21 protein-coding genes and 3 tRNA genes are annotated in these 22,988 nt (G+C 67.0%); 17 read left to right on the top strand and 7 right to left on the bottom strand.

Features of this window, described 5'->3' with window-relative positions; genetic code table 11:
* The first annotated feature begins 20 nt into the window (after positions 1-20).
* Positions 21-1,247: a DUF2157 domain-containing protein gene (locus tag ACLD0W_RS12435; protein ID WP_410307799.1), complete on the top strand. Its 1,227-nt coding sequence runs from the start codon at positions 21-23 to the stop codon at positions 1,245-1,247.
* Positions 1,244-1,753, top strand: coding sequence for a GDYXXLXY domain-containing protein (locus ACLD0W_RS12430; RefSeq protein ID WP_410307798.1), 510 nt, complete (start codon positions 1,244-1,246; stop codon positions 1,751-1,753). The genes ACLD0W_RS12435 and ACLD0W_RS12430 overlap by 4 nt, the downstream gene beginning before the upstream one ends.
* A 6-nt stretch (positions 1,754-1,759) precedes the next feature.
* Here ACLD0W_RS12430 and ACLD0W_RS12425 read toward each other — a convergent pair whose 3' ends face one another.
* Positions 1,760-2,413, bottom strand: a complete 654-nt coding sequence (locus ACLD0W_RS12425; RefSeq protein ID WP_410307797.1) for a glutathione S-transferase family protein — start codon at positions 2,411-2,413, stop codon at positions 1,760-1,762.
* Positions 2,414-2,605: 192 nt separating this feature from the next.
* Between ACLD0W_RS12425 and ACLD0W_RS12420 the strand changes: the two genes are divergently transcribed.
* The 8 genes from ACLD0W_RS12420 to ACLD0W_RS12385 all read left to right on the top strand — a co-directional run bounded on the left by ACLD0W_RS12420 (position 2,606) and on the right by ACLD0W_RS12385 (position 10,739).
* Positions 2,606-2,681: transfer RNA gene (locus ACLD0W_RS12420), tRNA-Glu, on the top strand.
* A gap of 22 nt (positions 2,682-2,703) precedes the next feature.
* Positions 2,704-2,779, top strand: a tRNA-Gly gene (locus tag ACLD0W_RS12415).
* 473 nt (positions 2,780-3,252) lie between these two features.
* Entirely contained in the window at positions 3,253-3,786 is a 534-nt protein-coding gene (locus ACLD0W_RS12410; RefSeq protein WP_410307796.1) for a TRAP transporter small permease subunit, read from the top strand.
* The gene (locus tag ACLD0W_RS12405) at positions 3,779-5,152 is read left to right on the top strand and encodes a TRAP transporter large permease subunit (RefSeq protein WP_410307795.1); all 1,374 of its coding nucleotides are present in this window, start codon (positions 3,779-3,781) and stop codon (positions 5,150-5,152) included. The genes ACLD0W_RS12410 and ACLD0W_RS12405 overlap by 8 nt, the downstream gene beginning before the upstream one ends.
* A gap of 80 nt (positions 5,153-5,232) precedes the next feature.
* A complete protein-coding gene (locus ACLD0W_RS12400) occupies positions 5,233-6,315 on the top strand; it encodes a TRAP transporter substrate-binding protein (RefSeq protein ID WP_410307794.1) in 1,083 nt (360 codons plus the stop codon).
* An 88-nt stretch (positions 6,316-6,403) separates the two neighbouring features.
* The gene (locus ACLD0W_RS12395; protein WP_410307793.1) at positions 6,404-8,752 is read left to right on the top strand and encodes a xanthine dehydrogenase family protein molybdopterin-binding subunit; all 2,349 of its coding nucleotides are present in this window, start codon (positions 6,404-6,406) and stop codon (positions 8,750-8,752) included.
* Complete coding sequence (locus tag ACLD0W_RS12390; protein ID WP_410307792.1) at positions 8,749-9,579, top strand: FAD binding domain-containing protein; 831 nt, start codon at positions 8,749-8,751, stop codon at positions 9,577-9,579. The genes ACLD0W_RS12395 and ACLD0W_RS12390 overlap by 4 nt, the downstream gene beginning before the upstream one ends.
* Positions 9,576-10,739, top strand: a complete 1,164-nt coding sequence (locus ACLD0W_RS12385; RefSeq protein WP_410307791.1) for a 2Fe-2S iron-sulfur cluster-binding protein — start codon at positions 9,576-9,578, stop codon at positions 10,737-10,739. The genes ACLD0W_RS12390 and ACLD0W_RS12385 overlap by 4 nt, the downstream gene beginning before the upstream one ends.
* A 17-nt stretch (positions 10,740-10,756) precedes the next feature.
* Here ACLD0W_RS12385 and ACLD0W_RS12380 read toward each other — a convergent pair whose 3' ends face one another.
* Together ACLD0W_RS12380 and rnk are read right to left on the bottom strand one after the other, a co-directional pair.
* Positions 10,757-13,603 (bottom strand): autotransporter domain-containing protein, encoded by a 2,847-nt coding sequence (locus tag ACLD0W_RS12380; RefSeq protein WP_410307790.1) that lies wholly within the window; start codon positions 13,601-13,603, stop codon positions 10,757-10,759.
* A 77-nt stretch (positions 13,604-13,680) separates the two neighbouring features.
* Positions 13,681-14,061 (bottom strand): nucleoside diphosphate kinase regulator, encoded by a 381-nt coding sequence (gene rnk / locus ACLD0W_RS12375; protein ID WP_410307789.1) that lies wholly within the window; start codon positions 14,059-14,061, stop codon positions 13,681-13,683.
* A gap of 320 nt (positions 14,062-14,381) precedes the next feature.
* On the opposite strand from rnk, the gene ACLD0W_RS12370 reads away from it, so the two are divergent.
* The 4 genes from ACLD0W_RS12370 to queF all read left to right on the top strand — a co-directional run bounded on the left by ACLD0W_RS12370 (position 14,382) and on the right by queF (position 17,697).
* Positions 14,382-15,056, top strand: a complete 675-nt coding sequence (locus tag ACLD0W_RS12370; protein ID WP_410307788.1) for a histidine phosphatase family protein — start codon at positions 14,382-14,384, stop codon at positions 15,054-15,056.
* A gap of 63 nt (positions 15,057-15,119) precedes the next feature.
* Positions 15,120-16,067: an ABC transporter ATP-binding protein gene (locus tag ACLD0W_RS12365; RefSeq protein WP_410307787.1), complete on the top strand. Its 948-nt coding sequence runs from the start codon at positions 15,120-15,122 to the stop codon at positions 16,065-16,067.
* On the top strand, positions 16,064-16,837 hold the full coding sequence (locus ACLD0W_RS12360; RefSeq protein WP_410307786.1) for an ABC transporter permease: 774 nt from the start codon (positions 16,064-16,066) through the stop codon (positions 16,835-16,837). Before ACLD0W_RS12365 ends, ACLD0W_RS12360 begins: the two co-directional genes overlap by 4 nt.
* A gap of 20 nt (positions 16,838-16,857) precedes the next feature.
* Positions 16,858-17,697 carry an NADPH-dependent 7-cyano-7-deazaguanine reductase QueF gene (queF, locus tag ACLD0W_RS12355; RefSeq protein WP_410307785.1) on the top strand — a complete coding sequence of 280 codons (840 nt, stop codon included), beginning with the start codon at positions 16,858-16,860 and terminating at the stop codon, positions 17,695-17,697.
* A gap of 39 nt (positions 17,698-17,736) precedes the next feature.
* Here queF and ACLD0W_RS12350 read toward each other — a convergent pair whose 3' ends face one another.
* Both ACLD0W_RS12350 and ACLD0W_RS12345 read right to left on the bottom strand, forming a co-directional pair.
* Entirely contained in the window at positions 17,737-19,215 is a 1,479-nt protein-coding gene (locus ACLD0W_RS12350; RefSeq protein ID WP_410307784.1) for an AbgT family transporter, read from the bottom strand.
* Between the two features lie 16 nt (positions 19,216-19,231).
* Entirely contained in the window at positions 19,232-20,770 is a 1,539-nt protein-coding gene (locus tag ACLD0W_RS12345; RefSeq protein ID WP_410307783.1) for an adenylate/guanylate cyclase domain-containing protein, read from the bottom strand.
* A 153-nt stretch (positions 20,771-20,923) separates the two neighbouring features.
* On the opposite strand from ACLD0W_RS12345, the gene ACLD0W_RS12340 reads away from it, so the two are divergent.
* The 3 genes from ACLD0W_RS12340 (at position 20,924) to ACLD0W_RS12330 (ending at position 22,171) form a co-directional block, all read left to right on the top strand.
* Positions 20,924-21,487, top strand: a complete 564-nt coding sequence (locus tag ACLD0W_RS12340) for a nitroreductase (RefSeq protein WP_410307782.1) — start codon at positions 20,924-20,926, stop codon at positions 21,485-21,487.
* Complete coding sequence (locus tag ACLD0W_RS12335; protein WP_410307781.1) at positions 21,480-21,950, top strand: YiiD C-terminal domain-containing protein; 471 nt, start codon at positions 21,480-21,482, stop codon at positions 21,948-21,950. Before ACLD0W_RS12340 ends, ACLD0W_RS12335 begins: the two co-directional genes overlap by 8 nt.
* Positions 21,951-22,083: 133 nt before the next feature.
* A tRNA-Ser gene (locus tag ACLD0W_RS12330) sits at positions 22,084-22,171 on the top strand.
* 95 nt (positions 22,172-22,266) lie between these two features.
* Here ACLD0W_RS12330 and ACLD0W_RS12325 read toward each other — a convergent pair.
* Both ACLD0W_RS12325 and ACLD0W_RS12320 read right to left on the bottom strand, forming a co-directional pair.
* On the bottom strand, positions 22,267-22,617 hold the full coding sequence (locus tag ACLD0W_RS12325) for a helix-turn-helix domain-containing protein (RefSeq protein WP_410307780.1): 351 nt from the start codon (positions 22,615-22,617) through the stop codon (positions 22,267-22,269).
* Positions 22,595-22,861, bottom strand: coding sequence for a type II toxin-antitoxin system RelE family toxin (locus ACLD0W_RS12320; protein WP_410307779.1), 267 nt, complete (start codon positions 22,859-22,861; stop codon positions 22,595-22,597). Before ACLD0W_RS12320 ends, ACLD0W_RS12325 begins: the two co-directional genes overlap by 23 nt.
* Positions 22,862-22,988 lie beyond the last annotated feature (127 nt).

Raw genomic sequence — 22,988 nt, 5'->3', positions numbered from 1 at the left:
GGCCGTCATCGAGGGATGTGATGCGACGTTTTCTGCTCCGTCGGGCGATTCGCGCCTGGTTCGCCGACGGTGACATCGACCGGGCCACCGCCGAGCGGTTGCTGGCCCGCTACGGGGCCACCCTGGACGACCCGGCGCCCTCGGCGCTGGGGCTGGTGGTGGCGCTGGCCGGGCTGTTTCTGGGCCTGGCGCTGCTGCTGGTGGTGTCGGCCAACTGGCAGACCCTGCCCCGGGAGCTGCGGCTGGCCGGCCTGATGGCGCTCACCGCCACGCTCAATGGCGTCGGCGTGGCGCGCTACCTGCGCCGGGGGGCCGGCGCCTTCTGGTTGCTGCTGGGCGGCTTCGCCTATGGGGCCTCGATCATGCTGATCGGCCAGATGTATCACCTGGGCGAGCATTACGCCGGCGGCCTGCTGCTGTGGGCGCTGGGCCTGCTGGCGCCGGCGCTGCTTACCCGGGGCCGGCTGCTGGCGCTGTTGATGCTGGTGGTGGCCGGCTTCTGGATGGTCACCCACCACCGCTACGGCTGGCCGCTCTGGATGCCCCTGTTCCTGGCCGCCGCCTTCCTGGTGGCCCGCTACCGCGACAGCGCGGTGCTGACCCTGGCCGGCCTGGCCGCCACCGCCCTGTGGCTCAACCTGATGCTTACCTGGGTCTACGCCACGGACTTCGGCCCGGAGGCCGCCGAGGGGCTGCTCAGCTTCAATCTGGCGCTGCTGGTGCTGGCCCTGGCACTGGCGGGCCGGCCGGGCTGGTTCGGCGCCGCCGGGCACGGGCTGTCGGTGTGGGTGCCGCGGCTCACTCTGGCCATGCTGATGCCGTTCACCTTCGTGGATGTGTGGCGCCGTTATCTGGCGCTGGCCTGGACCTGGATGGACCCGGGTCTGTGGGCGGGCCTGGCGGTGCTGGTGGTGGCCGCCTTGATGGGGCGGCCGCTGCTGGCCACGGTCACCGCCGTGGCGCTGGTGGTGGTGCACACCGGCGGCCTGCTGGACCAGGCGTGGTTGTGGGCGGTGGCGCTGAACCTGCTGGTGTTGGTGCTGGCGCTGCGCTGGCTGCGGCTGGGCTTGCAGCAGGGTGAGGCGGGGCTGTTCTTCACCGGCCTGGGCGCCATTCTGTTGCTGGCCCTGCTGCGTTATCTGGACCTGATCGGCGGTTACCTGGGGGCCGCCGCCCTGTTCGCCGGTATGGCCTGCCTGTTGTTGCTGGCGGCGTTCTACTGGCGCCGGCGGGAGGTACGGCCATGAAGCGCGGGTTGAACCGGTCGTTGGTGAAAGGCGGTCTGATTCTGGCGGTGGTGGCGCAGCTGGCGGTGCTCGGTGGTCTGTTCGTGTACAGCCAGTACCCGCTGTGGGTGGGGCGCGAGGTGCGCGTGGCCACCTTGCCGGTGGACCCCCGGGACCTGTTCCGTGGGCAATACGTACGGCTGGATTACGGCTTCAGCCGGCTGCCGATTCCGGATATGGAGCTGCCCCGGGGCGGTGACGAGGTCTATGTGCCGCTGGAGCGCGACGGGGACTTGTGGCGGGCCGGGCGGGCGCAACTGCGGCCGCCGGCGCGGCCGCTGTTTCTGCGCGGTACCATCCTGCGGGTGGCCGGCGGCGAAATGGTGGTGCGCTACGGCATCGAGGCCTGGTTCGCGCCGCTGGACGACGCCCTGCGGTTGCAAACCGACCTGCGCGACGGCGGCGTGGCGCGCCTCAAGGTGACGGCGGACGGCCGCGCCGCGCTGGTGGCGGTGGAAACGCCCTGAGGGCGATCAGCCCAGCACCTTCTTCAGGAAGCCGCTTTCCTTCTCGATGGTCCGCGTGAACGGTTCCAGACCGTGGATGCGGTCGGTGTGGGCGCTCAGGTTCGGATGGCGCTCGGGGTCCGGGCGCTCGCCGCCGTGGGCGAAGTTGACCAGTTGGCTGGCCACCGCGATGTCGGCGATGGTGAGCCGGTCACCGACCAGGTAGTCCTTGCCGTCCAGTTCCCGCTCCAGGTAGTCGAGCAGCGGCGGGATGGTGGTGTCCAGGGCCTGCTGACATTCCTGCTCGTTGCAGGCCTGGCCGATCAGGCGCTTGACCACCCGGTTGCGGAACACCATGAAGGTGCACTGGGGCCCCATTTCGTAATCCGCGTATTTTTCGAACCAGAGGGCGCGGGCGTACTCGTAGGGGTCTTCCGGATACAGGGCGGGCTCCGGCTGGATACGCTCCAGATAGGCGCAGATCACGGCGGAGTCCGCCAGAAAGCGGCCGTCCACTTCCAGGGCGGGAATGCGGCCCAGGGGGCTGATCCGTTCGAAGCCTTCCGGTTTGTTGTTCGGGTCCACCATCACCGATTCGTAGTCCAGCCCCTTCAGGGCCAGCACCATGCGGGTTTTGCGGACATAGGGCGACAGAATGGCGCCGTACAGTTTCATGGTCATGCGCTGCTCTCTCTCCACAAAGGGTGCAACAGGGAGCCTCAGGGATATAGCACCGGCCCGGGTGGGTCAATGACCGGATCGGGCCGGGCAGGTCGGGATTGGCGAAAGATTGCGCGGACGCGCGCCGGGGGCGAATTTCCTCTTGACGATGGGGGCCCCGATTCCTATTCTACGCGCCGCTTGAGAGCACGGGTCCCCTTCGTCTAGTGGCCCAGGACACCGCCCTTTCACGGCGGTAACAGGGGTTCGACTCCCCTAGGGGACGCCACTCAGGCCGCTCCAGGCGTCAAGCGGGAATAGCTCAGCTGGTAGAGCACAACCTTGCCAAGGTTGGGGTCGCGAGTTCGAATCTCGTTTCCCGCTCCAATTTGTTAAGAAGAGAGGCCAACGGGGTCGCGAGCTGGAACGCCAGCCCGATCGAATCTCGTTTCCCGCTCCAATTCGAAAAGGGAGTCCATCCGGACTCCCTTTTTTTGTGCTTTTTTTCCCTCCGTTTCACCCTCTGAACCCTCGCGCGGAAAGTCTGTTGCAAAGGCCAGGCGATTCGTTTAGCGTTGATTATAGTCAGTGTACTGATAAAAAAATCATGGTACGGAATCTGGCGAATAAGAAGAAAACGCATTCAAAACAATGGTTTAAAAATTATGCAGCAGGATCGACCGCACCGGGAAAGCAGAAAAACAGGTGCTACCCATCCTAATTTGGCGCTCCAGCGAGCCAGTCCTATCGACGCCATCGAGTCACGGTGGACCAGGGAAACCGATCAACTCGTTCCGCCTTTCGGCGACGGGCTCAGTGACGGGTCCGGCCGGCCGGGCGTTGGGTAGGAGACAAGCAGTATGGAAAGGTTGGCGGATCTGATTGATCGCCTCAACGACGGCATCGGTGAAGTGCTCAAATGGGCGATGCCGGTGATCGCGCTGATCTGCGCGGTGGTGGCGGTGCTTCGCTATGGTTTCGGGGTCGGCTTCCCGTGGCTTTCGGAGAGCTACATCTGGCTCAACGGGGCCCTGTTCACCCTGGGCGCCGCCTATGTGCTGCGCCATGAAGGCCATGTGCGGGTGGATGTGTTCTACAACCTGCTGTCCGTGCGCGGCCGCGCCTGGATCAATCTGCTCGGCACTCTGGTGTTCCTCTATCCGATGCTCTACTTCCTGGCGGTCAAGGGCTGGCCGGGCATCCAGCGCTCCTGGGCGCGGCTGGAAACCTCACCCACCATCGGCGGCCTGCCGTTCATGTATCTGCTCAAGAGCTGCCTGCTGGGGTTCTGTGTGCTGCTGGCCCTGCAGGGGCTGAGTCTGATGATTCGCTCCGTGCAGGCGATCCGCGATCCATCCAATGCGCCGTCCGTTGAGGAGAAAGGTCGTGGCTGAGTGGTTTTTGCTGATTCTCCTCGTGGTTCTGATTCTGGCCCTGCTCAGCGGCTTCCCGGTGGCGTTCGCCATCGGTGGCGCCTCGATTCTGGTGGGCGTGGTGGCGTCCTGGTTCGGCGCCTTCGATATGCTGATGCTGGGCGCGCTGCCGGGGCGGGTGTTTTCCATCATGACCAACGAAACGCTGCTGGCGGTGCCGTTGTTCGTGTTCATGGGCGCCATCCTGGAGCGCTCGCGCATCGCCGAGAACCTGCTCACCACCATGGGGCAGTTGTTCGGTCGGGTGCCCGGCGGCCTGGGCGTGGCGGTGATCATCGTCGGTGCTCTGCTGGCCGCGTCCACCGGCGTGGTCGGCGCCACCGTGGTGGCGATGGGGCTGATCAGCCTGCCGGCCATGCGTCGGGCCGGCTACGACGAGCCCCTGGCCAGCGGTCTGATCTGCGCGGCCGGGTCCACCGCCCAGATCATTCCGCCGTCCACGGTGCTGATCCTGCTCGGCGTCATGCTGCAGGACGCCAACACCCAGGCGATGCTCAGCCAGGGCGGTTTCAACAGCCATCAGATCGGCGTCACCGATCTGTTCACCGCCGCCCTGGTGCCGGGGCTGCTGCTGGTGGTGTTCTACCTGCTGACCATGGCGGCGCGGGCCCTGTTCAACAGCGAGTCCTGCCCGCCGCTGGTGATGAGCGACGAGGAGCGCCGCACCCTGTCCAGACGGGTGCTGTTCACCATGCTGCCGCCGCTGGTGCTGATCATTCTGGTGCTCGGCTCGATTCTGTCCGGCATCGCCACCGCCACCGAATCGGCGGCGCTGGGCGGCGTGGGCGCCTGCATCCTGGCGGTGCTGGGTCGCCAGATGTCGTTCAAGGTGCTCAAGGACGCCAGCCGTTCGGCCATGTCCATGAGCCTGATGATCTACGCCATCCTGATCGGCGCCGCCATTCTGTCCCTGGTGTTCCGTGCCCTGGGCGGCGAGGAAGTGATCGCCGAGCTGCTCGATTCGGTGCCCGGCGGGCTCACCGGCGCGATCCTGTTCGTGTTGCTGATGATGTTCGTGCTCGGCTTCATTCTCGACACCTTCGAAATCATCTTTATCGTCATGCCGATCTTCGCGCCCCCTCTGATCATGATGGGCGCGGACCCGCTATGGCTCGGCGTGGCGTCCGCCATCGTGCTGCAAACCAGCTATCTCACACCGCCGTTCGGCTATGCCATTTTCTTCCTGAAAGGCGCGGTGGCCGATCTGAAACTGGTCACCGTGTACCGCGGCGTCATTCCGTTCGTGGTGCTGCAATTGCTCGGCGTGGCGGCGATCTGGGAGTGGCCGCAACTGGTGCTCTGGCTGCCCGGCGTGTTGGCCAACTGATTCCCGGAGGCGCCCGGCGGGGTCCGCGCCGCCGGTGTCGGCATTACCCCTTTCACCGCGGAGATCGAGGAGTAATTTTCATGAAAAGACGTGACTTTCTACTCAAAGCGGGCGTCGCCGGCACGGTCGGCGCCGCCGCCGCCGGTGTGGGCTTCCCGGCCATCGCCAAGGGCGCCGTGGAATGGCGCATGCAAAGCACCTGGCGCCGTAACTCACCGCTGCTGTCCACCGGTCCGGATCTGGTGGCGGACTATGTGAACAAGGCCTCCGGCGGCCGCATGAAACTCAAGGTCTACACCGCCGGTGAAGTGGTCGGCCCGCTGGAAGTGTTCGACGCGGTGGCCGACGGCACCTTGCACATGGGCCACGGTTACCCGGCGTTCTGGTCCGGCAAACATCCGGGCTTCCAGTTCCTGGCGCCGCTGCCCTTCGGCATGACCTCCCAGGAGCAGAATGCCTGGTTCGCCTACGGCGGCGGGCAGAAGCTGATCGACGAGCTGTACGGCCAGTTCGGCCTCAAGTTCTTCCCCAGCGGCAACACCTCGGTGCAGGGCATCTGGCTGAACAAGGACATCAACGCCGCCGCCGACTTCAAGGGCATGAAGATCCGTACCGGCGCGCTGGCCGGCAGCGTACTGCAGGAGTTCGGCGCGGTGCCGGTACAGCTGCCGCTGGGCGAAGTGACCCAGGCGCTGCAGAACGGCACCATCGACGGCGCCGACTACGTGGGCCCGTTCAACGACATGGCCTTCGGCCTGCCGCAGGTGGCGCGCAACTATTACTGGCCCGGTTGGATGGAGCCCAACGGCGTGCTCGATTGCTTCGTCAACCAATCCGCCTGGGACAAACTCGACAGCGATCTCAAGGAAGTGCTGGTGGGCGCCAACGCCCTGGCCAACCAAATGGTGCTCAGCGAGTTCGTGGCCAAGAACGCCCAGGCTCTGCAACAGATCAAGAAGGATTATCCGAAGGTCAACGTGACCACCTTCAACGCGGAAACGCTCAAGGACCTGAAGAAAGTGTCCAATGACGTGGTCGCCGGCGTTGCCAAGAAGGACGCCCTGGCCGGCAAGATCTACCAGTCCATGACCGATTTCATGGCGGTGGTGCGGCCGTACTCGGAAATCACTGAAATGGAATACATGAACGCGCGGGCCAACTGATCCGACGCGCAGGCAAGGGCGGGTGTCCCGATGGGGCATCCGCCCTCGCCGTTTGTTCTTTGACGATTGAAAGGGTGCGAGGTAAAGGATGAATAAGACCGGTATTGGTGCCCGTGTACGTCGGTTGGAAGACGACCGTCTTGTTCATGGCCGCAGCCGTTACGTGGGCGACATCAAAATGCCGGGGATGAGCGACGTGGCGTTTCTGCGCAGTCCCCTGGCCCATGCCCGGATCAAGGCGGTCAATAAACCGGAGGGCCTGGAAAGCCGGATTCTGTGTGCCGCCGACCTGGACGGCGTGCGACCCATCGTCGCCGAGTCCACCCTGCCCAGTTATCGAACGTCCGAGCATTGGCCGCTGGCCCGCGACAAGGTGCGTTTCGTGGGTGAGCCGGTGGCCATGGCCATCGGTCGCAACCGCGCCGAGGCCGAGGACCTGCTGGAAGAGATCGATCTGCAGCTGGAGGCGCTGCCGCCGGTGGTCAACGGCGCGGTGTCGATGGCCGACGACGCGCCCCGCCTGCACGAGGAATGGGACGACAACATGTTCCTCAAGCTGTCGGTGGGGCAGGACCCGGCGACCGCCCGGGACAAGGCGGAGGTGGTGGTTACCCGCCAGTTCCGCACCGCCCGCCAGGTGATGAATCCCATGGAAGGCAAGGGCGTGGTGGCCTGGTGGGATTACCGCGACGGCCAACTGGTGGTGACCACCTCCACCCAGGTGCCCCATGTGATCCGCAACGGCCTGTCCCGCTGCCTGGGCATCGACGAATCGCTGATCCGCGTGATCGCCCCGGAAGTGGGTGGCGGCTTCGGCTACAAATGCATTCTGCAACCGGAAGAGATCGCGGTGGCCTGGCTGGCCTGGACCCGGCGCAAGCCGTTCCGTTGGCTGGAGGATCGCCGCGAGCATCTGACCGCCGGCGCCAACACCCGCGAACACCAGTATTCCGTCACCGCCTACGCCGACCGGCGCGGGCGGCTGCTGGGCATGGACGCGGAAGTGACCGTGGACGTGGGCGCCTATTCGGTGTGGCCGTTCACCGCCGGGCTGGAAGCGGCCCAGGCCGGCGGCAACCTGCCCGGCCCCTACGACTTCCGCGAGTACCGCTGTCAGGTCAACGCGCCAGCCACCAACAAGCCGCCTTTCACCCCCTACCGGGGCGTGGCCCGGCCCGGCGTGTGTTTCGCCATGGAACTGACCATCGACGCCATTGCCCGGGAAGTGGGTCGTGAACCCTGGGAAGTGCGCATGGAGAACCTGGTGCCGGCGGACGCCATGCCCTATGTGAACGTGACCAACAAGCATTACGACACCGGCGACTACCCGGGCTCCCTGATGCGCGCCAAGGAAGCGATTCGCTTCGACGAGGTGCGCGAGCGGCAGAAGACGCCGGAAGCGGACGGCCGGTTGATCGGCGTCGGCTTCGCCACCTACACCGAACAGTCCGCCCACGGCAGTAAAGTCTTTGCCCAGTGGGGCCTGGCGCTGGTGCCCGGGTACGACGAAGCGCGCATGAAACTGACCCCGGACGGCGGCGTCGAGGTAAGGGTCGGCATCCAGAGCATCGGCCAGGGCCTGCAAACCACCCTGGCCCAGGTGGCCTCCGAAATTCTGTCCATTCCGGTGGACCGCATCCGCGTGCTGATGGGCGACACCGGCACCACCCCGTATTCCTACGGTGCGTTCGCTTCCCGGGGCATCGTCATGGCCGGCGGCGCCGTGTCGCGGGCCGCGGAAGCCCTGGCGGAACGCATCCAGGTGATGGCGGCCCGGGCGCTGGAGTGCATGCCGGAGCAGGTGCGGCTGGAGGACGACCGGGTGCACGGCCCCAACGGCAGCCTGAGCTTCGCCGAGGTGGGACGCATCTGGTACCTGCGCCCGGACGAACTGCCCGAGGGCGACCGCCATGGTGGCCTGGAAGTCACCGAAGCCTATCGGCCGAAAACCGATCACGGGGTGTTTTCCTACGCCTCCCACGCGGTGGTGGTGGCGGTGGACCCGCAGACCGGCAAGGTGGAACTGCTCGACTACGTGATCGTTGAGGACGCCGGCAAGGTGGTGAACCCGATGATCGTGGAAGGCCAGACCATCGGCGGCGCGGTGCAGGGCATCGGCACCGCCCTGTTCGAGGAAGTGACCTACGACGACCAGGGTCAGCCGCTCAGCTCCACCCTGGCGGACTACCACCTGCCCGGCGCGGCGGAAGCGCCGCACATCCGCATTCAGCACACCGAGAGCCCGTCGCCGCACACCGCCCACGGCATCAAGGGCGTGGGCGAGGGCGGCGCCATCGCCCCCGGCGGCGCCATCGTCAATGCCATCAACGATGCGCTGGCCGGCCTGGGCGTGGAAATCAACCAGATCCCCGCCACCCCGGAACGCATTCTGGGGGCGCTGTTGAACGCCGGTGCCGGCAAGGAGAACGCATCATGAAACCCGTGAAGTTTGATTACCTGCCGGCCCGGGACGGCGCCGAGGCGGTGCGGCTGCTCACCGAACACGGCGACGAGGCCAAGTGCATCGCCGGCGGCCAGTCCCTGGGGCCGATGCTCAACCTGCGTCTGGCGCGGCCGGCGGTGCTGGTGGACCTGCACCGCGCCGAGGACCTGACCGGCGTGGAGGAGAGCCGCGACGCCATCGTCTACGGCGGCGCCGTGCGGCACGCGGATTTCGAGGACGGCCGGGTGGCCGACGCCGCCCGGGGCATGCTGCCGTTCGTGGCCTCGCGCATCGCCTACCGGGCGGTGCGCAACCGGGGCACCCTGGGCGGCAGCCTGTCCCACGCCGACCCGGCCGCCGACTGGGTGTGCGTGATGACCGGGCTGGGCGCCACCTATCTGCTGCGCGGCAAGAAGGGCGTACGTGAGGTGGCGGCGGAAAACTTCATCCAGGCCGCGTTCATGACCGAACTGGCGCCCAATGAAATTCTGGCCGGCGTACGGGTGCCGAAGCTCAGCGACAGTGCCCGCTGGGGTTACTACAAATTCTGCAAGAAAGTGGGCGAATTCTCCCAGGCCACCGGCGTGGTGGTGGTGGACCCGGAGCGGGGTTACTGCCGGGTGCTGGTGGGGGCCCTGGACAGTCCGCCGGTGCCGTTGGAACCGGTGGCCGAGGCGCTCGCCGCCGACGGCCCGGACGGCGCCGTGGCGGTGCTGGACGCGGCGGTGGACACCGCCCTGGGCGATTATCCGCAGGTCAACCGCCAGCTCTACAAGGTCGCGGTGCGACGCGCGCTGGCACAGATTGGAGCGACTCGATGACCACCAAATTGTCTCTGTCCGAAGTGACGCTGAACGTGAACGGCGAGACCGTCAGCGGGCACGTGGAAGCGCGCACCAGCCTGGCGGATTTCCTGCGCGACGATCTGGATCTCACCGGCACCCACCTGGGCTGCGAGCACGGCGTGTGCGGCGCCTGCACGGTGGAAATGGACGGCCAGCCGGTGCGCGCCTGCATCACCCTGGCGCGGGCCTGTGAAGGACGCAGCGTGCGCACCATCGAAGGCGGCGACGACGACCCGCTGATGGGCGCGCTGCAAGAAGCCTTCATGGAGTTTCACGGCCTGCAGTGCGGCTTCTGCACGCCGGGCATGCTGGTCGCCTGCCGCGACATCATCCTGCGCCACCGTTCGTTGACCGACGAACAGATCCGCATCGCCCTGGGCGGCAATATCTGCCGCTGCACCGGCTATGTGGGCATCGTTAACGCGGTGCGCTCGGTGTTTGAACGCCGGGACGAACTGCTGACCGGCGACGAAACCCTGGTCACGCCGCCGACCCAGCCGGACTGGGGCAACGCCAAACTGGTGACCTTCAAGCGCACCGCCGGCCAGATGGAAGCGGTGGAAGCGACCCCGTCCGACGGCGCCGGCGGCGGCGACCAGACGCTGCGTGAAACCATCACCGTGGACAAGCCGGTGGACGAGGTGTGGGCCTTCCTCAGCGACGTGGAACGGGTGGTGCCCTGTGTGCCCGGCGCCCGGCTGCTGTCGGTGAACGGCAACGAACTGGAAGTGGAAATGGAAATTTCCCTGGGCGCGATCCGCGCGCGCTTCCGGGGCACCGGCCGTTATCAGTTCGACGACGACAGCCGCCAGGGCCGCATGGAAGGCGAGGGCCGGGACGCGCGCAGCGGCTCCAGCGCCGGCGGCGGCCTGGACTTCGCGGTGATCGGTGATGAGTCCGGCAAGCGCTGCCGCATCGAGTTCGTGGCGTCCTACAGCGTCACCGGGCCGCTCTCCCAGTTCAGCCGGGGCGGCCTGGTGAAGAGCTTTGTCGGCGCCATGGCCCGCATGTTCGCCGCCAACGTGCAAAGCGTGCTGTCCGGCGGCCAGGTCTCGGACAAGGGCAGCCGGCTCAGCGTGGTGCAGTTGACGCTCAATGTGGTCAAGTCCTGGTTCCGCGCCCTGTTCGGCAAGTAGCGGGCCCCGGCCGGCGCTCAGAAGCGCCAGTCGAAGCGGGCGTCGAGACCATGCTCCCGGCGCTCGTCGGACAGATCGCCCTGGTAGCTCAGGCCGACCCGGGCGGCGTCGCTGATCGCCAATGAAAGACCGGCCTCCAGCACCGCGCTGTCCTCGGTCACCGGCAGCCCGCTGACGGTAAACGCCTGCCCGCCGGCGAAGCGCTGGCGGACGCGGGGCTCGCTATCGCCGAACGCGTGGCGCCAGCCCAGGCCGCCGTGGGCCCGGGCCGGCAAACCCGCCAGCCGGGCGTCGGTGGCGAGACGCACCCCCAAGGTCGAGAAGCTGGTGTCGGCGTCCTCGCCGCCGCCGGCCAGGGCGGCGGCACCGCCGGCTTCCTGATGGTCTTCGTCGCTCAACCGCACCCGGGCCAGGCCGGCGAACGGCTCCACGGTGAGCGCCCCCAGGCGCACCGCGTAGCCGGCCTCGCCGAACAGCTGCAGGGTCCGGGCGTCGTATTCCCCGCGCAGTTCATCGTTGAAGCCCCCCAAGGCCACCCGCCGGGTGGTGTCGATCCGGTGCCAGCTGTGGCCGAGACCGGCGCTGAACCGCCAGGCGCCGTGGCCGCCACCGGCGAACACGGCCAGGTGATAGGCGTCGTCGCGGGCGTCGGCGGCCTGGTCCTGCTCATCCAGGGTCAGACGGCCATGGCCGGCCAGCGCGCCGGCCCGCCAGTCCGGGCCCACGGGCAGGTCGGCGCCGATAAACAGCCCGCGGCTGTCCCGGTCGGCGCCGCTCGCGCCGTGGGCGCCATCGATCTCGCCCCAGGCCCCGTAAGCGTGGGTCCAGACCACCGCGCCGCTGCGCGCGTTGCGGCCCAGCACCGTGCCGCCGTCGGCGGGCAGGGCGGAGGTCGTGTCGCGCAGACGCCGGTTCACCGCGTCACGCAGAAACCGGCTGTCCTCGATCAGGGCGGCGCGGGTGGAGGCGTGCAGGGCGCCGGCCAGCTGATCGAAGGCGGCGGGCACATCACCGCCGTCGGCGGCCAGCGGCAGCACCGCATCGTAGAGCGGGTCGCCGCCGCCCTGTTGCTCCACCGCGTCGGCGGTGGCGGCCTGGTTGGCGGTGCGTGCCAGATCGGAGAAGCGGATGTCATTGCGCACCAGCCGCAGGATGACGCTGTTGCTGTCGTAATCCAGCAGCGGTTGCAGGAACGCCAGGTTGGTGCTGACCTGATCAAAGCGGCCGGTGACACCCTGGTCCGCGTCGATCAGGGTGTAGCGGGTAAACGGCTGATAATCGCCGCCGGCGTCGATGTGCGCCACGCTGCCCCCCTTCAGGGTGGCGGTGCCGGTGACGTGGACCCGGTCGGCGTCGCCGTCGCCGGAGCCCTCCACCTGAAACACCGAGCCGGATTCGAACAGCAGATCGCCGTCCACGGTCAGGGTGCCGATGGAATGGCCCGGCGCCAGGGTGGCGCCGTCGGTGAGCCGTGCTCCGCCCAGGGTGCCGGTGCCGCCGAGCAGGGCGCCGTCGCCGACGGTTACGATGGACCCGGCCAGGGCGCCGTTGACGATCAGCGCGCCGTTGTCCACCCGGGAGGCGCCGGTGAAGCCGTTGTCGCCGTTCAGGGTCAGGGTACCGGCGCCGTCCTTGGTGAGGCCGCCGTCGCCGTCCAGGCCGGTGTTGATGGTCAGGTCGTGGCCGTTGCTGTCGATGATGGCGCCGCCGGCCTGGATCACCACGTCGCCGTCGTTGAAGTTCAGGAACAGGCGGTCCTGGTCGCTGGCGGCGAGCAAGCGGCCGCCGTTGAAATAAAAGGCGCCGGTGCCCGCGTCCCGGTCCACCCAGGGGGTCTCCAGGGTGCCGCCCTGGTCCAGCGTCAGCGAACCGTTGCCGGAGGCGTTCACCCCGATCACCACGCCGTTGGCGCGCACCGTGCCGCCGTCGGCGATGGTCACCTGGCCGGTGCCGTTGCTGCCCACCAGGATGGCGGCGTTGCTGATCCAGCGGGCATCATCGCCCCGCACCCGGACGATGCCCGAGGCGCCGGCCTCGGCGCCCAGGAAGGCGAACTCATTGGTCAGCAGTCCGCCGGCGTTGACGGTGATCTCGCCACTGCCGTAGCTGCCCACCACCAGGCTGGAGCCCATTTCCCAGCGGGCGCCGGGGCCGTCCAGGGTGACCCGGCCCTGGCCGCCGGCTTGGCTGCCGACAAAGCCGCCGCTGCTGATCACGGTGCCGCCGTCGGTAACGGTCAGCTCGCCGTCGCCGGCGCTGCCCACCACCAGATCGCCGCTGTTCTCCCAGCGGCCGCCCCGCACCTGGGCGCGGCCCTGGCTGCCCTGGAAGAAGCCCAGGTAGCCGATGCCGTTGGTGGCGGTGGTGCCGGCGTTCAGGGTCAGGGTGCCCGCGCCGTACTGGCCCACCGACAGGGTGTTGCCGCCCTCCAGGCGGCTGCCCGCGCCGCTGAGCGTCACCTGGCCCGGGCCCAGGTCGCTGCCGATATAGGTTTGCAGAGCCGTGACCCGGCCGCCGTCCTCGATGTTCAGGACACCCTCGCTGAGGTCGCCGACGAACAGAACACCGCTGTTGGCCCAGAGGGCGTCGGCGCCGGTAACGGTGGCGGAGCCGGTGGCCCCGTTGCTGAAGTCGGTGCCGAGGTAAGCGGTGTCATTTTCCACGGTGCCGCCGGCGCCCACGATCAGTTCGCCGCCAATCTGCAGAAAAGCGCCGGCCTGCCAGGGGCTGGGGCGGGTGCCGCCGGCGGCGGCCACGGTTTCCTGGTCCCCCACATTGATGCTGGCCGCCCACACCGGCGTGGCCAGCGGCGCCAGCAGCCCGGCCCCCACCAGCAGGCGCCGGGTCACGGAAGTCATTGTCATGTCGTTCGCTCCTGTTCAAGGAACGAATCGGACCACAGCGGGGGCGGGGGCAGCAGTCCCCTAAATAGGGGAAAGCGTCAGGCGGCGGACACCGCGATCAGGGTCAGGTGCAAGGTTTTGCCTTTGCTCGGCCATTCGATGGTGGCGCCCACGCTGAGCCCGAGCAGGGCGGCGCCCACCGGGCTGAGGATCGACAGGCGATCTTCGCCGGTTCCGGTGTCGGCGGGAGTGGACAGCACCAGCTCATAGGTCTTGCCGCTGTCTTCGTGCAGGAAGCGGGCGCGGCTGTTGAGGCGAACCACGTCATCGGGCATGGCGTCCGGTTCCAGGAAACGGGCCCGGTCCAGTTCGTCATAGAGGCGGTCCACCACCTCCGGATCGCCAGGGTGCTTTTCCAGCAGCGCGTAGAGGCGTTCACGGTCCAGGGTGGAAACGGTAATCGGGGGCAGGGCGGTCATGGCGCGCTCCGTTCGTTCTTCAAACAATCTTCAAGGAAAGCATCGGGGGATCCGGGTGTTCGGGTCGCCGGACCCCCGGGATGATTCTGAACGGGGTCCGGCGTCAGGCGAGGAAGGCGCGCGGGCGCGCACCGGCGCGCAGGGTGCGGGCCGGAACCGTAAGGCGGGCGAGGTCGCCGGGGCGGCGACACGTGAAGAGGGTGTCAAACATGCTCTCACCATAGCAGGCCGCGTGGCTTTTGCCAGCGCTTTCCGGCGCCCGGCGGTTGGCATTGGCGCCCCCGCTCCGTAAGATAACCGGGCACTCGAGAAGAGTAGACATGGCCCGATTACATCCCCGCCTTCACGACGCACTGCAATTGCTTCCGGCCGACCGGCCGGCCCATCTGCTGACCCGCCATTCGGTGCGCGAGCTGGCCAAGAACGGTTTCGCCGATTACCGCCTGCCACTGACGCCGGAAGGCATCACCATGGCGCGGGAGTGGGGGGCACGGCTGGAGCGACCGGTATCCGCGTTCTACTCCAGCCCGGTGGGCCGCTGCGTGGACACCGCCCGGGCCATGGCCGAGGGCGCCCGCGAGGCCGGGTTGATCGACCATCAGCCGGAGGTGATCACCGACGGCACCCTGGTGGAGCCGGGCTGTTACGTGGAAGACCTGAACCGGGTCGGCCCCACCTTTCTCAAGATGGGCGCGCTGCGTTTTCTCAATGCCCATCTGCGTGAGCCGTTCGACGGCATGCTGACCCCGGCGGCGGGCCGCGCCAAACTGGCCGGCTATCTGCGTGACCGGGAGCCGGCGCCGGGGGCGCTGGCGGTGCACGTCACCCACGACACCATTCTGGCGGTGCTGGTGGCGGAGCTGGAAGGCCGCGACGCCATCGACGAGGAGCACTGGCCCTGGATGATGGAGGGGCTGTGGCTGTGGTTCGATGAGCGGCATCTCAACTGGGTATGGCGCGGCGAACACGGCCGGCGCCCGTTCTCCGGGGCTTGAAAGCGGGCCCGGCGACCCCATCTGGGTCGTTTTCTTGACCTTTTTCCTACGGCGAGGTGACTTTTGTCCGCCCTGACCATTCGTAATCTGAAAAAAACCTACGGTAGCGGCGTGGAGGCCCTCAAGGGCATCGAGCTGACCGTCGAGAAGGGCGACTTCTTCGCCCTGCTGGGCCCCAACGGCGCCGGCAAGTCCACCACCATCGGCATCATCAGTTCCCTGGTCAACAAGAGCAGCGGGCAGGTGTCGATTCTCGGCCATGATCTGGACCGTGAACGGGCCCTGGCCAAGCAGAAGATCGGCGTGGTGCCCCAGGAGTTCAACTTCGGCCAGTTCGAGAAGGTGTTCGACATCGTCGTCACCCAGGCGGGCTTTTACGGCATCCCCGCCTCGCTGGCCCGGCAACGGGCGGAGAAATATCTGCGCCAGCTGGGGCTGTGGGACAAGCGGAGCAACCAGGCCCGCACCCTGTCCGGCGGCATGAAGCGGCGGCTGATGATCGCCCGGGCTCTGGTCCACGAGCCGGATCTGCTGATCCTGGACGAGCCCACCGCCGGGGTGGACATCGAGCTGCGCCGCTCCATGTGGGATTTCCTGATCGGCCTGAACGAAGAAGGCCGCACCATTATTCTCACCACCCACTACCTGGAAGAAGCGGAATCCCTGTGCCGCAACATCGCGATCATCGATCACGGCCAGATCGTCGAGAACACCGACATGAAATCGCTGCTCGAGAAACTTCAGGTGGAGACCTTCATTCTCGATCTGGCGCGACCGGTGTCGGCGGCGCCGTCGCTGTCCGGGTTCCAGGTGCGGCTGCGTGACGCCACCACCCTGGAGGTGGAGGTGCCCAAGACCGAGAACCTCAACCGGCTGTTCACGGAACTGGCCGAGCAGAATTTTCAGGTGATGAGCATGCGCAACAAGTCCAACCGTCTCGAGGAACTGTTCGTGCGGCTGGTGGAGCAGAATCTGCCCGGCCAGGCGCAGCCGGCGGAGGCCACCTCATGAGCGGGTATCAGCAATGGGTGGCGTTCTGCACCATCGTGATCAAGGAAATCCGCCGCTTCACGCGCATCTGGCCGCAAACCCTGCTGCCGCCGGCGATCACCATGACCCTGTATTTCGTGATCTTCGGCAACCTGGTGGGCCAGCGCATCGGCGACATGGGCGGTTTCGATTACATGCAGTACATCGTGCCCGGCCTGATCATGATGAGCGTGATCACCAACAGCTACGGCAACGTGGTCAGCTCGTTCTTCTCCACCAAATTCCAGCACTCCATCGAGGAGATGCTGGTCTCGCCGATGCCCAACTATGTGATCCTCACCGGCTTCGTGGTCGGCGGCATGGCCCGCGGCATGGCGGTGGGGCTGATCGTCAGCCTGCTCAGCCTGTTCTTCACTCACCTGAGCATGCAGCACCTGTGGATCACCGTGTCGGTGGTGGTGATGACCTCGGCGCTGTTTTCCCTGGGCGGCTTTCTCAATGCGCTGTTCGCCCGCAACTTCGATGACATCAGCATCATCCCCAACTTCGTGCTGACACCGCTGACCTATCTGGGCGGGGTGTTCTACTCCCTGGATCTGCTGCCGGACTTCTGGCGGGCGGTGACCCTGGTGAACCCCATCGTCTATATGGTCAACGCTTTCCGCTACGGCGTGCTGGGCGTCAGCGACGTCAATGTGTACGCCTCCCTGGGCGCGATTCTGGCGTTCGTGGTGGTGTTCTTCGCGCTGTCGCTGTGGTTGCTCAACCGCGGCACCGGTATCCGCAGCTGAGCCGAAAGGAGAGTCGCGCCATGAGTTATCTGAAGGACACACCGCTGGGCCGCAACAGCGCGTTCATCGACCAGTACACGCCGTCGCTGCTGTGCCCGGTGCCGCGCTGGGACGCCCGCGAATCGCTGGAGCTGGACGACACCGCGCTGCCGTTCCACGGCCAGGACATCTGGAATGCCTACGAGCTGTCCTGGCTCAACGAGAAGGGCAAGCCGGAGGTGGCGCTGGCGGAACTGGTGGTGCCTTGCACCTCGCCGAACATCATCGAGTCCAAGTCGCTGAAGCTGTATTTGAACAGCTTCGCCAACAGCCGCTTCCCCGGCCGCGACCGGGTGGTGGAAACCATCGCCCGGGATCTGGCACAGGTGGCCGGGGCGCCGGTGGACGTGCGGGTCATGACGCTGCGCGAAGCCCGTCAGCAGCCGCTGTGGGAAGAGCATGTCCGGGAAGAACAGGGCGAGCTGGTGGACACTCTGGACGTGTCCTTCGAGCATTTCGAATACCGCCCGGAGCTGCTGCTCGCCGACCAGGGGCCGGAGCGCACCGGCGTGCTGGTTTCCCACCTGTTGCGCAGCCACTGCCCGGTCACCAACCAGCCGGACTGGGGCACCGTACAGGTGCGTTACACTGGCCGGCCGATCAGCCCGGCCAGCTTTCTGCGCTATGTGGTGTCGCTGCGCAACCACCAGGGCTTTCATGAGCAGATCGTCGAGCAGATGTTCGTGGATCTGCGCCGCCACTGCGGCCCCCGCCAGCTGTCCGTGTACGGGCGCTTCACCCGCCGTGGCGGGCTCGACATCAACCCGTTCCGTTCCAACTACGAGGACGCGCCGCTCAACGCCCGCACCGTGCGCCAGTAGGCGCGGTCGTTCGACCGCGATCCAGGATGCGGGCCGCCATCACGCCCCCAGCGGCCAGCCGAAGCCGATCCACACCGCCAGCAGGATCGACCAGCCGATCAGCAGTGCCAGACTGTAGGGCAGCATCAGGGCGATCAGGGTGCCGATGCCGGTGTCCGCCCGATAGCGGCGCGCGAAACCCAGCACCAGCGCGAAGTAGGGCATCAGCGGGGTGATGATGTTGGTGCTGGAATCGCCCACCCGGTAGGCGGCCTGGGTGGCCTCCGGGGCGATGCCCACCAGCATCAGCATGGGGATGAACACCGGCGCCAGGATCGACCATTTGGCCGAGGCACTGCCGATCATCAGGTTGATGGAGGCGCTCAGCACCACGAACAGCAGCAGCAACAGCACCGTCGGCAGCTCCAGCCCGCCCAGCCAGGCGGCGCCCTTCACCGCCAGCACCAGACCCAGCTGGCTGTAGCCGAACCAGGCCACGAACTGGGCGGCGAAGAACATCAGCACCAGATAGCCGGACATGGACGCCATGGTGGTTTCCATCGCCTCGATGACGCCGGCGGCGGAGCGAAAGCCGCCGCTGAGCCGCCCGTAGACCACCCCGCAGGCCGCCGCCAGCAGCGCGATCAGCACCACCAGTGAACTCATGAACGGGGACTGCAGTACGGCGCCGTCGTCGCCGCGCAGGGGCGCGCCGGCCGGCACCACCAGGGCGGCGATGGCGAGCAGGCCCACCACCAGGGTCACCAGCGTCCAGCGGGCCGCCCGGCGGTCCAGGCGCGGCGCCTGATCCTCATCGGCGACGTCCTGGTCCGCCGGCGCCACCCGTCGTTCGGTGATCCGCAGCGTGATCAGCGACACCAGCGTGGTGACCAGCAAAGTGGAAACGATGATGAACCAGTAATTGCCCGCCGCCGATACGGTGCGCTCGGCGTCCACCAGCCGCGCCGCCTCGGTGGACAGGCCGGCCAGTACCGCGTCCACCGGCCCGAGCAGCAGATTGGCGCTGTAGCCGCCGGAGACGGCGGCGAAGGCGGTGGCGATGCCGGCCAGCGGCGAGCGCCCGGCCAGCTGAAACAGAAAGCCGGCCAGTGGGATCAGCACCACATAGCCGGCGTCGAAGGCGATGCTCGACATCACCCCGGCGAAAGCCACCGCCACCACCAGGGTGCGATGGGAGGCACGGCGCACCAGCGCCGCCAGGCTGGCGCCCAGCAGCCCGGAATGCTCGGCGATGCCCAGCCCCAGCATCGCCACCAGCACCACGCCCAGCGGCGCGAAGCCGGTGAAGTTGCCGACCATATGGGTGAACACATAGCGCAGCCCTTCGCCGTCCAGCAGCGAACGCACCACCACGGTCCGGTCTTCCAGGGGATGCTCGGCGGTCACGCCCAGCAAGGCCAGTACCGCGCTCAGCGGCAGCATCAGTGCACACAACCAGACGAACAGCAGGGTGGGGTGGGGAAGACGGTTGCCGGCGCGCTCCAGACGCCCCAGCCAGCCGGAAGACGTTTCGTTCATAAGGGTTCCTCGTCGATCACATCCGCACGCGGTCCTGAATCTGCCGCGCCGCCTGTCCCAGCATCTCCACCACCTTTTCCCGGTCGCGCTCACGCAGACGCTTGTCGTCCATATAGAGCGCGAACCCTTCGGTCTCGTATTCCACCGCCACTGGTTTGTCCTTCTTCAGTTCCGTGGCGCAGCGGGCCAGGGCCTTGAGGATCGCTTTCTTGTCGTAGTTGTGAATGCGCTCCAGGTCCACGTGCAGTCCCAGGCCGGGGCTGTCCAGGGTGACGAAGCGCCGCTTGCTGCCGGCATTGCGTTTCAGTTCGTGGGCTTCGTAGACGGTGATCGGCCGGTGGAAGCCCTTGACCTGGATCTCGCCCACGCTGCGGCAACGCACCCGGTCCTTGACCAGGCCATAGGTGCTTTCCGAGATCAGCACCTGGCCCGGCCGGCAGGCGGACTCCAGACGGCTGGCCAGGTTCACGTCGGTACCGAGGATGGTGTAGTCCATGCGGCTGTCGGTGCCGAAGTTACCCACCGTGACGAAGCCGGTGTTGATGCCGATGCGGATTTCCAGCTTCTGGTCGATGCCCTCGCGGCGCCAGCGCAGCCGCAGAAAACGCATGTATTCCTGCATCTCCACCGCCATCGCCACGCAGCGGAAGGCGTCTTCCTGGGCACCGGCGCTTTTCGGATCGCCGAAGAACACCATCACCGCGTCGCCGATGAACTTATCGATGGTACCGCCATAGCGCAGCGCGATGCGCGTCATCTCGCTCAGATAGGTGTTGAGCATCCGCGTCAGGGTGTCCAGGGGCAGCTCCTCGGACACGGTGCTGAAGCCGCGGATGTCCGAGAAAAAAATGGTCAGCCGTTTGCGGCGGGTCTCCAGCTTGGCGTCCCGCTGACCGGAAAACAGGGAGCCCCAGACCTGCGGCGGCAGGTACTTGGCCAGCTTGCGCGACAACTCCACCGCCTGGCGCTGCTGCTCGCGCACCCGCTCCTGGGTTTGCTGCAGAAAGCGGGTCTGCCGGTTGGCGAAGAAGGAACTCGCGCCCACATGCAGACCCAGGCCCACCAGGGACAGCACCGACAGCGACAGGGGCACCGTGGTGATCGGCAAGGGCACCGGCAACAGCCACAGCGCCAGGCCGGCGCCCACGGCGGTGCTCAGCAGGTTCAGCAGCCAGGCGCGCAGGCCGCCGCTGCTCACCGAATTGGCGTGCACGATGATCAGCAGCACCAGGCTGGGAATCACCGCGAAATGCAGCAGCGCGCAGGCGACGCCGATCACCGCCGCGTCCAGCTGCATCAGCACCGGGGCGGCCCGTTCGGTGCGCCGATCGCGGCGCTCGGCCACCACCAGCAGGGTCTGTACCAGCAGCGGGTAAGTCAGCAGCCCGGCCACGCCGAGCAGGTAGGGTTGCGGAAACAGGGACAGCCCGATGCCCGCCAGCAGAATGCCGGCCGCCACCGCGAAGGCGAGGAGGCGAATGGAATTGCTCAGCCGGCGGGCCCGTTCCCTGGGATCCAGGTAGGGGCGCCGGGGGCGGTGCTTGGTGGCGGTCATCAACGGCAATCTGGACGTGGCGTTCGAGGGAGCTTACCCAGTTGTGCGTTCAGAAAAAAGACTGATTCGACTTTCGTCGGCGGCGTGTCGGAGCCGGGGTTCGTCCGTGCTCGGGCAAGCGGTTACACTGGCGATCCCGAAACAGGAGCCACCATGGACACCCTTACCGCCCTGACCCAACGCGTTTCCGTGCCCCGCCTCACCGAACCCGGCCCCACGCCGGAGCAAGTGCGCCAGCTGCTGGCCGCGGCGATCCGCGCGCCGGACCACGGCATGCTGCGGCCCTGGCGGTTCATCGTGCTGGAAGGCGCGGATCGCGAACGGCTCGGCGACATCATGGAATGGCGCCTGCTGAAACGGCAGCCGGACGCCGACCGCAAGGCCCTCGACAAGCTGCGCGCCAAGGCCCTGCGCGCGCCCACCCTGATCGTGGCGGTGGCGGAGATCAACGAGCACCACAAGGTGCCGGCCTGGGAGCAGGTGCTGGCGGTGGGCGCGGCGGTGCAGAACATCATGGTGGCCGCCCACGCTCTCGGGCTGGGCGCCATGTGGCGCACCGGCGACCTGGCCAACGACCCCAGCGTCAAGGCCCGGCTGGGCTTCGCCGACAAGGACCAGGTGGTGGGCTTTATCTACCTGGGCACCCCGGCGGTGGAACCCAAGGCGCTGCCCGACGAAACCCCGGAACAGTTTCTCCGCGAGCTGCCCGATGACTGAGCTGGACGCTCTGGCCGAGCGGGTGCGCGCCGCCATCCCCCTGACCCGGCACCTGGCGTTCCGCTTCACCGGCTTCGACGGTGCTACCCTGACCCTGACGGCGCCGTTGGCCCCCAACCACAACGACAAGGGCACCTTCTTCGCCGGCAGCCAGGTGGCACTGCTGACCCTGGCCGGCTGGGCCTGCACCACGCTGCTGGCCGAAGCGCTGATCGCCGAAACCGCGGATATCGAAGGCCTGGTGGATGTGGTGGCGGTGGAAGGCAACCAGAACTACCGCCTGCCGCTGGACGATGACCTCACCCTGACCGCCACCGTCACCGACAACGACCGCCGACGTTTCCGAGAGCGCCTCGCCCGGCGCGGCAAGGCCACCCTGACCGTGGACGCCCGCGCCACCAACCCCGCCGGCGACACCGTCTGCGAGTACCAGGGCCTCTACCTGGCCCGCCTGGGCGGTTAATACCGCCGGTTGTACAAAGCGTGGCCACTCGACCCGCCCCCCGCTTGCCTCCGAAGCGACCCTCGGGTACCCTACGCGCCCTCTGCACCTGGTCTCAGCCGACCAACAAAAAGTGCCGAGCACAATCAGTTTTGGTGAGGTGTCCGAGTGGCTGAAGGAGCACGCCTGGAAAGTGTGTATACGGCAACGTATCGAGGGTTCGAATCCCTCCCTCACCGCCAAATAAAAAACCCCGCGCAAGCGGGGTTTTTTATTTGGCGGTGAGGGAGGCCTTGATAAGAACCCTCCGGTTCGACAAGCCGGCCAAAGGCCGCTCCTACTCCGTCAACTGCGCCACCTCACACTCAAGCACCCGCGCCCAGGCGCGCAGGGTCTCGATGTGCGGCTTGTTGCCGCGCTTCTCCGCCTGCGCCACGGCGCCCTGGGTGACGCCCAGCTGTTCCGCCAGGCGCGCCTGGGACAGGCCCCGGTACTTGCGCCACGCCGCCATCGGGCTCAGGTCTTTTTCGATCATCAGTGCCACCACGTCATGGGGAAGCGTGACGCGGCTATCGGCATCCAGCAGCGCCTGATACTCCTCGAACGGCACCACCGCATACAAAGGGTTGCCCTGGTCATCCCGAATAATCTGCGCGTTGTCGGCGTCAGCCTTGGTATGTCCGCTCATCTCGCTTTTTCACCTCTTGCACGGTGAGAATCCGCACACCGTCGTCCACATCGAACAGCACCCGATAGCGGCCCACCCGAAGCCGGTAGCCCGCCCGGTGCCCGCGCAGGGCCCTGACACTGGCGGCCCGGGTCGGGCAATGTGCCAGCGCCTTGACCGCGTCAAGAATCGCCGTCCGTTGTTTCGGAGGCTGAATCACGCGCATCTGCTTCACCGCTGTTTTCGTCCATTCGATATCGTACATACGCCTTCCGCTGGCGAATTACTAATGAATCCATCATTAATATTAGCTTTATAATATTTTTGCTAATAAAAAACAAGCAATGGCTGACGAGCGGAAAGCAAAGTGCCGCCCAGGGGGCGGCACCGGA

The sequence above is a fragment of the Alloalcanivorax sp. C16-1 genome (assembly GCF_046507805.1).
Classification (GTDB): Bacteria; Pseudomonadota; Gammaproteobacteria; order Pseudomonadales; family Alcanivoracaceae; genus Alloalcanivorax.
This window is presented reverse-complemented; position numbering and strand designations above follow the sequence as displayed.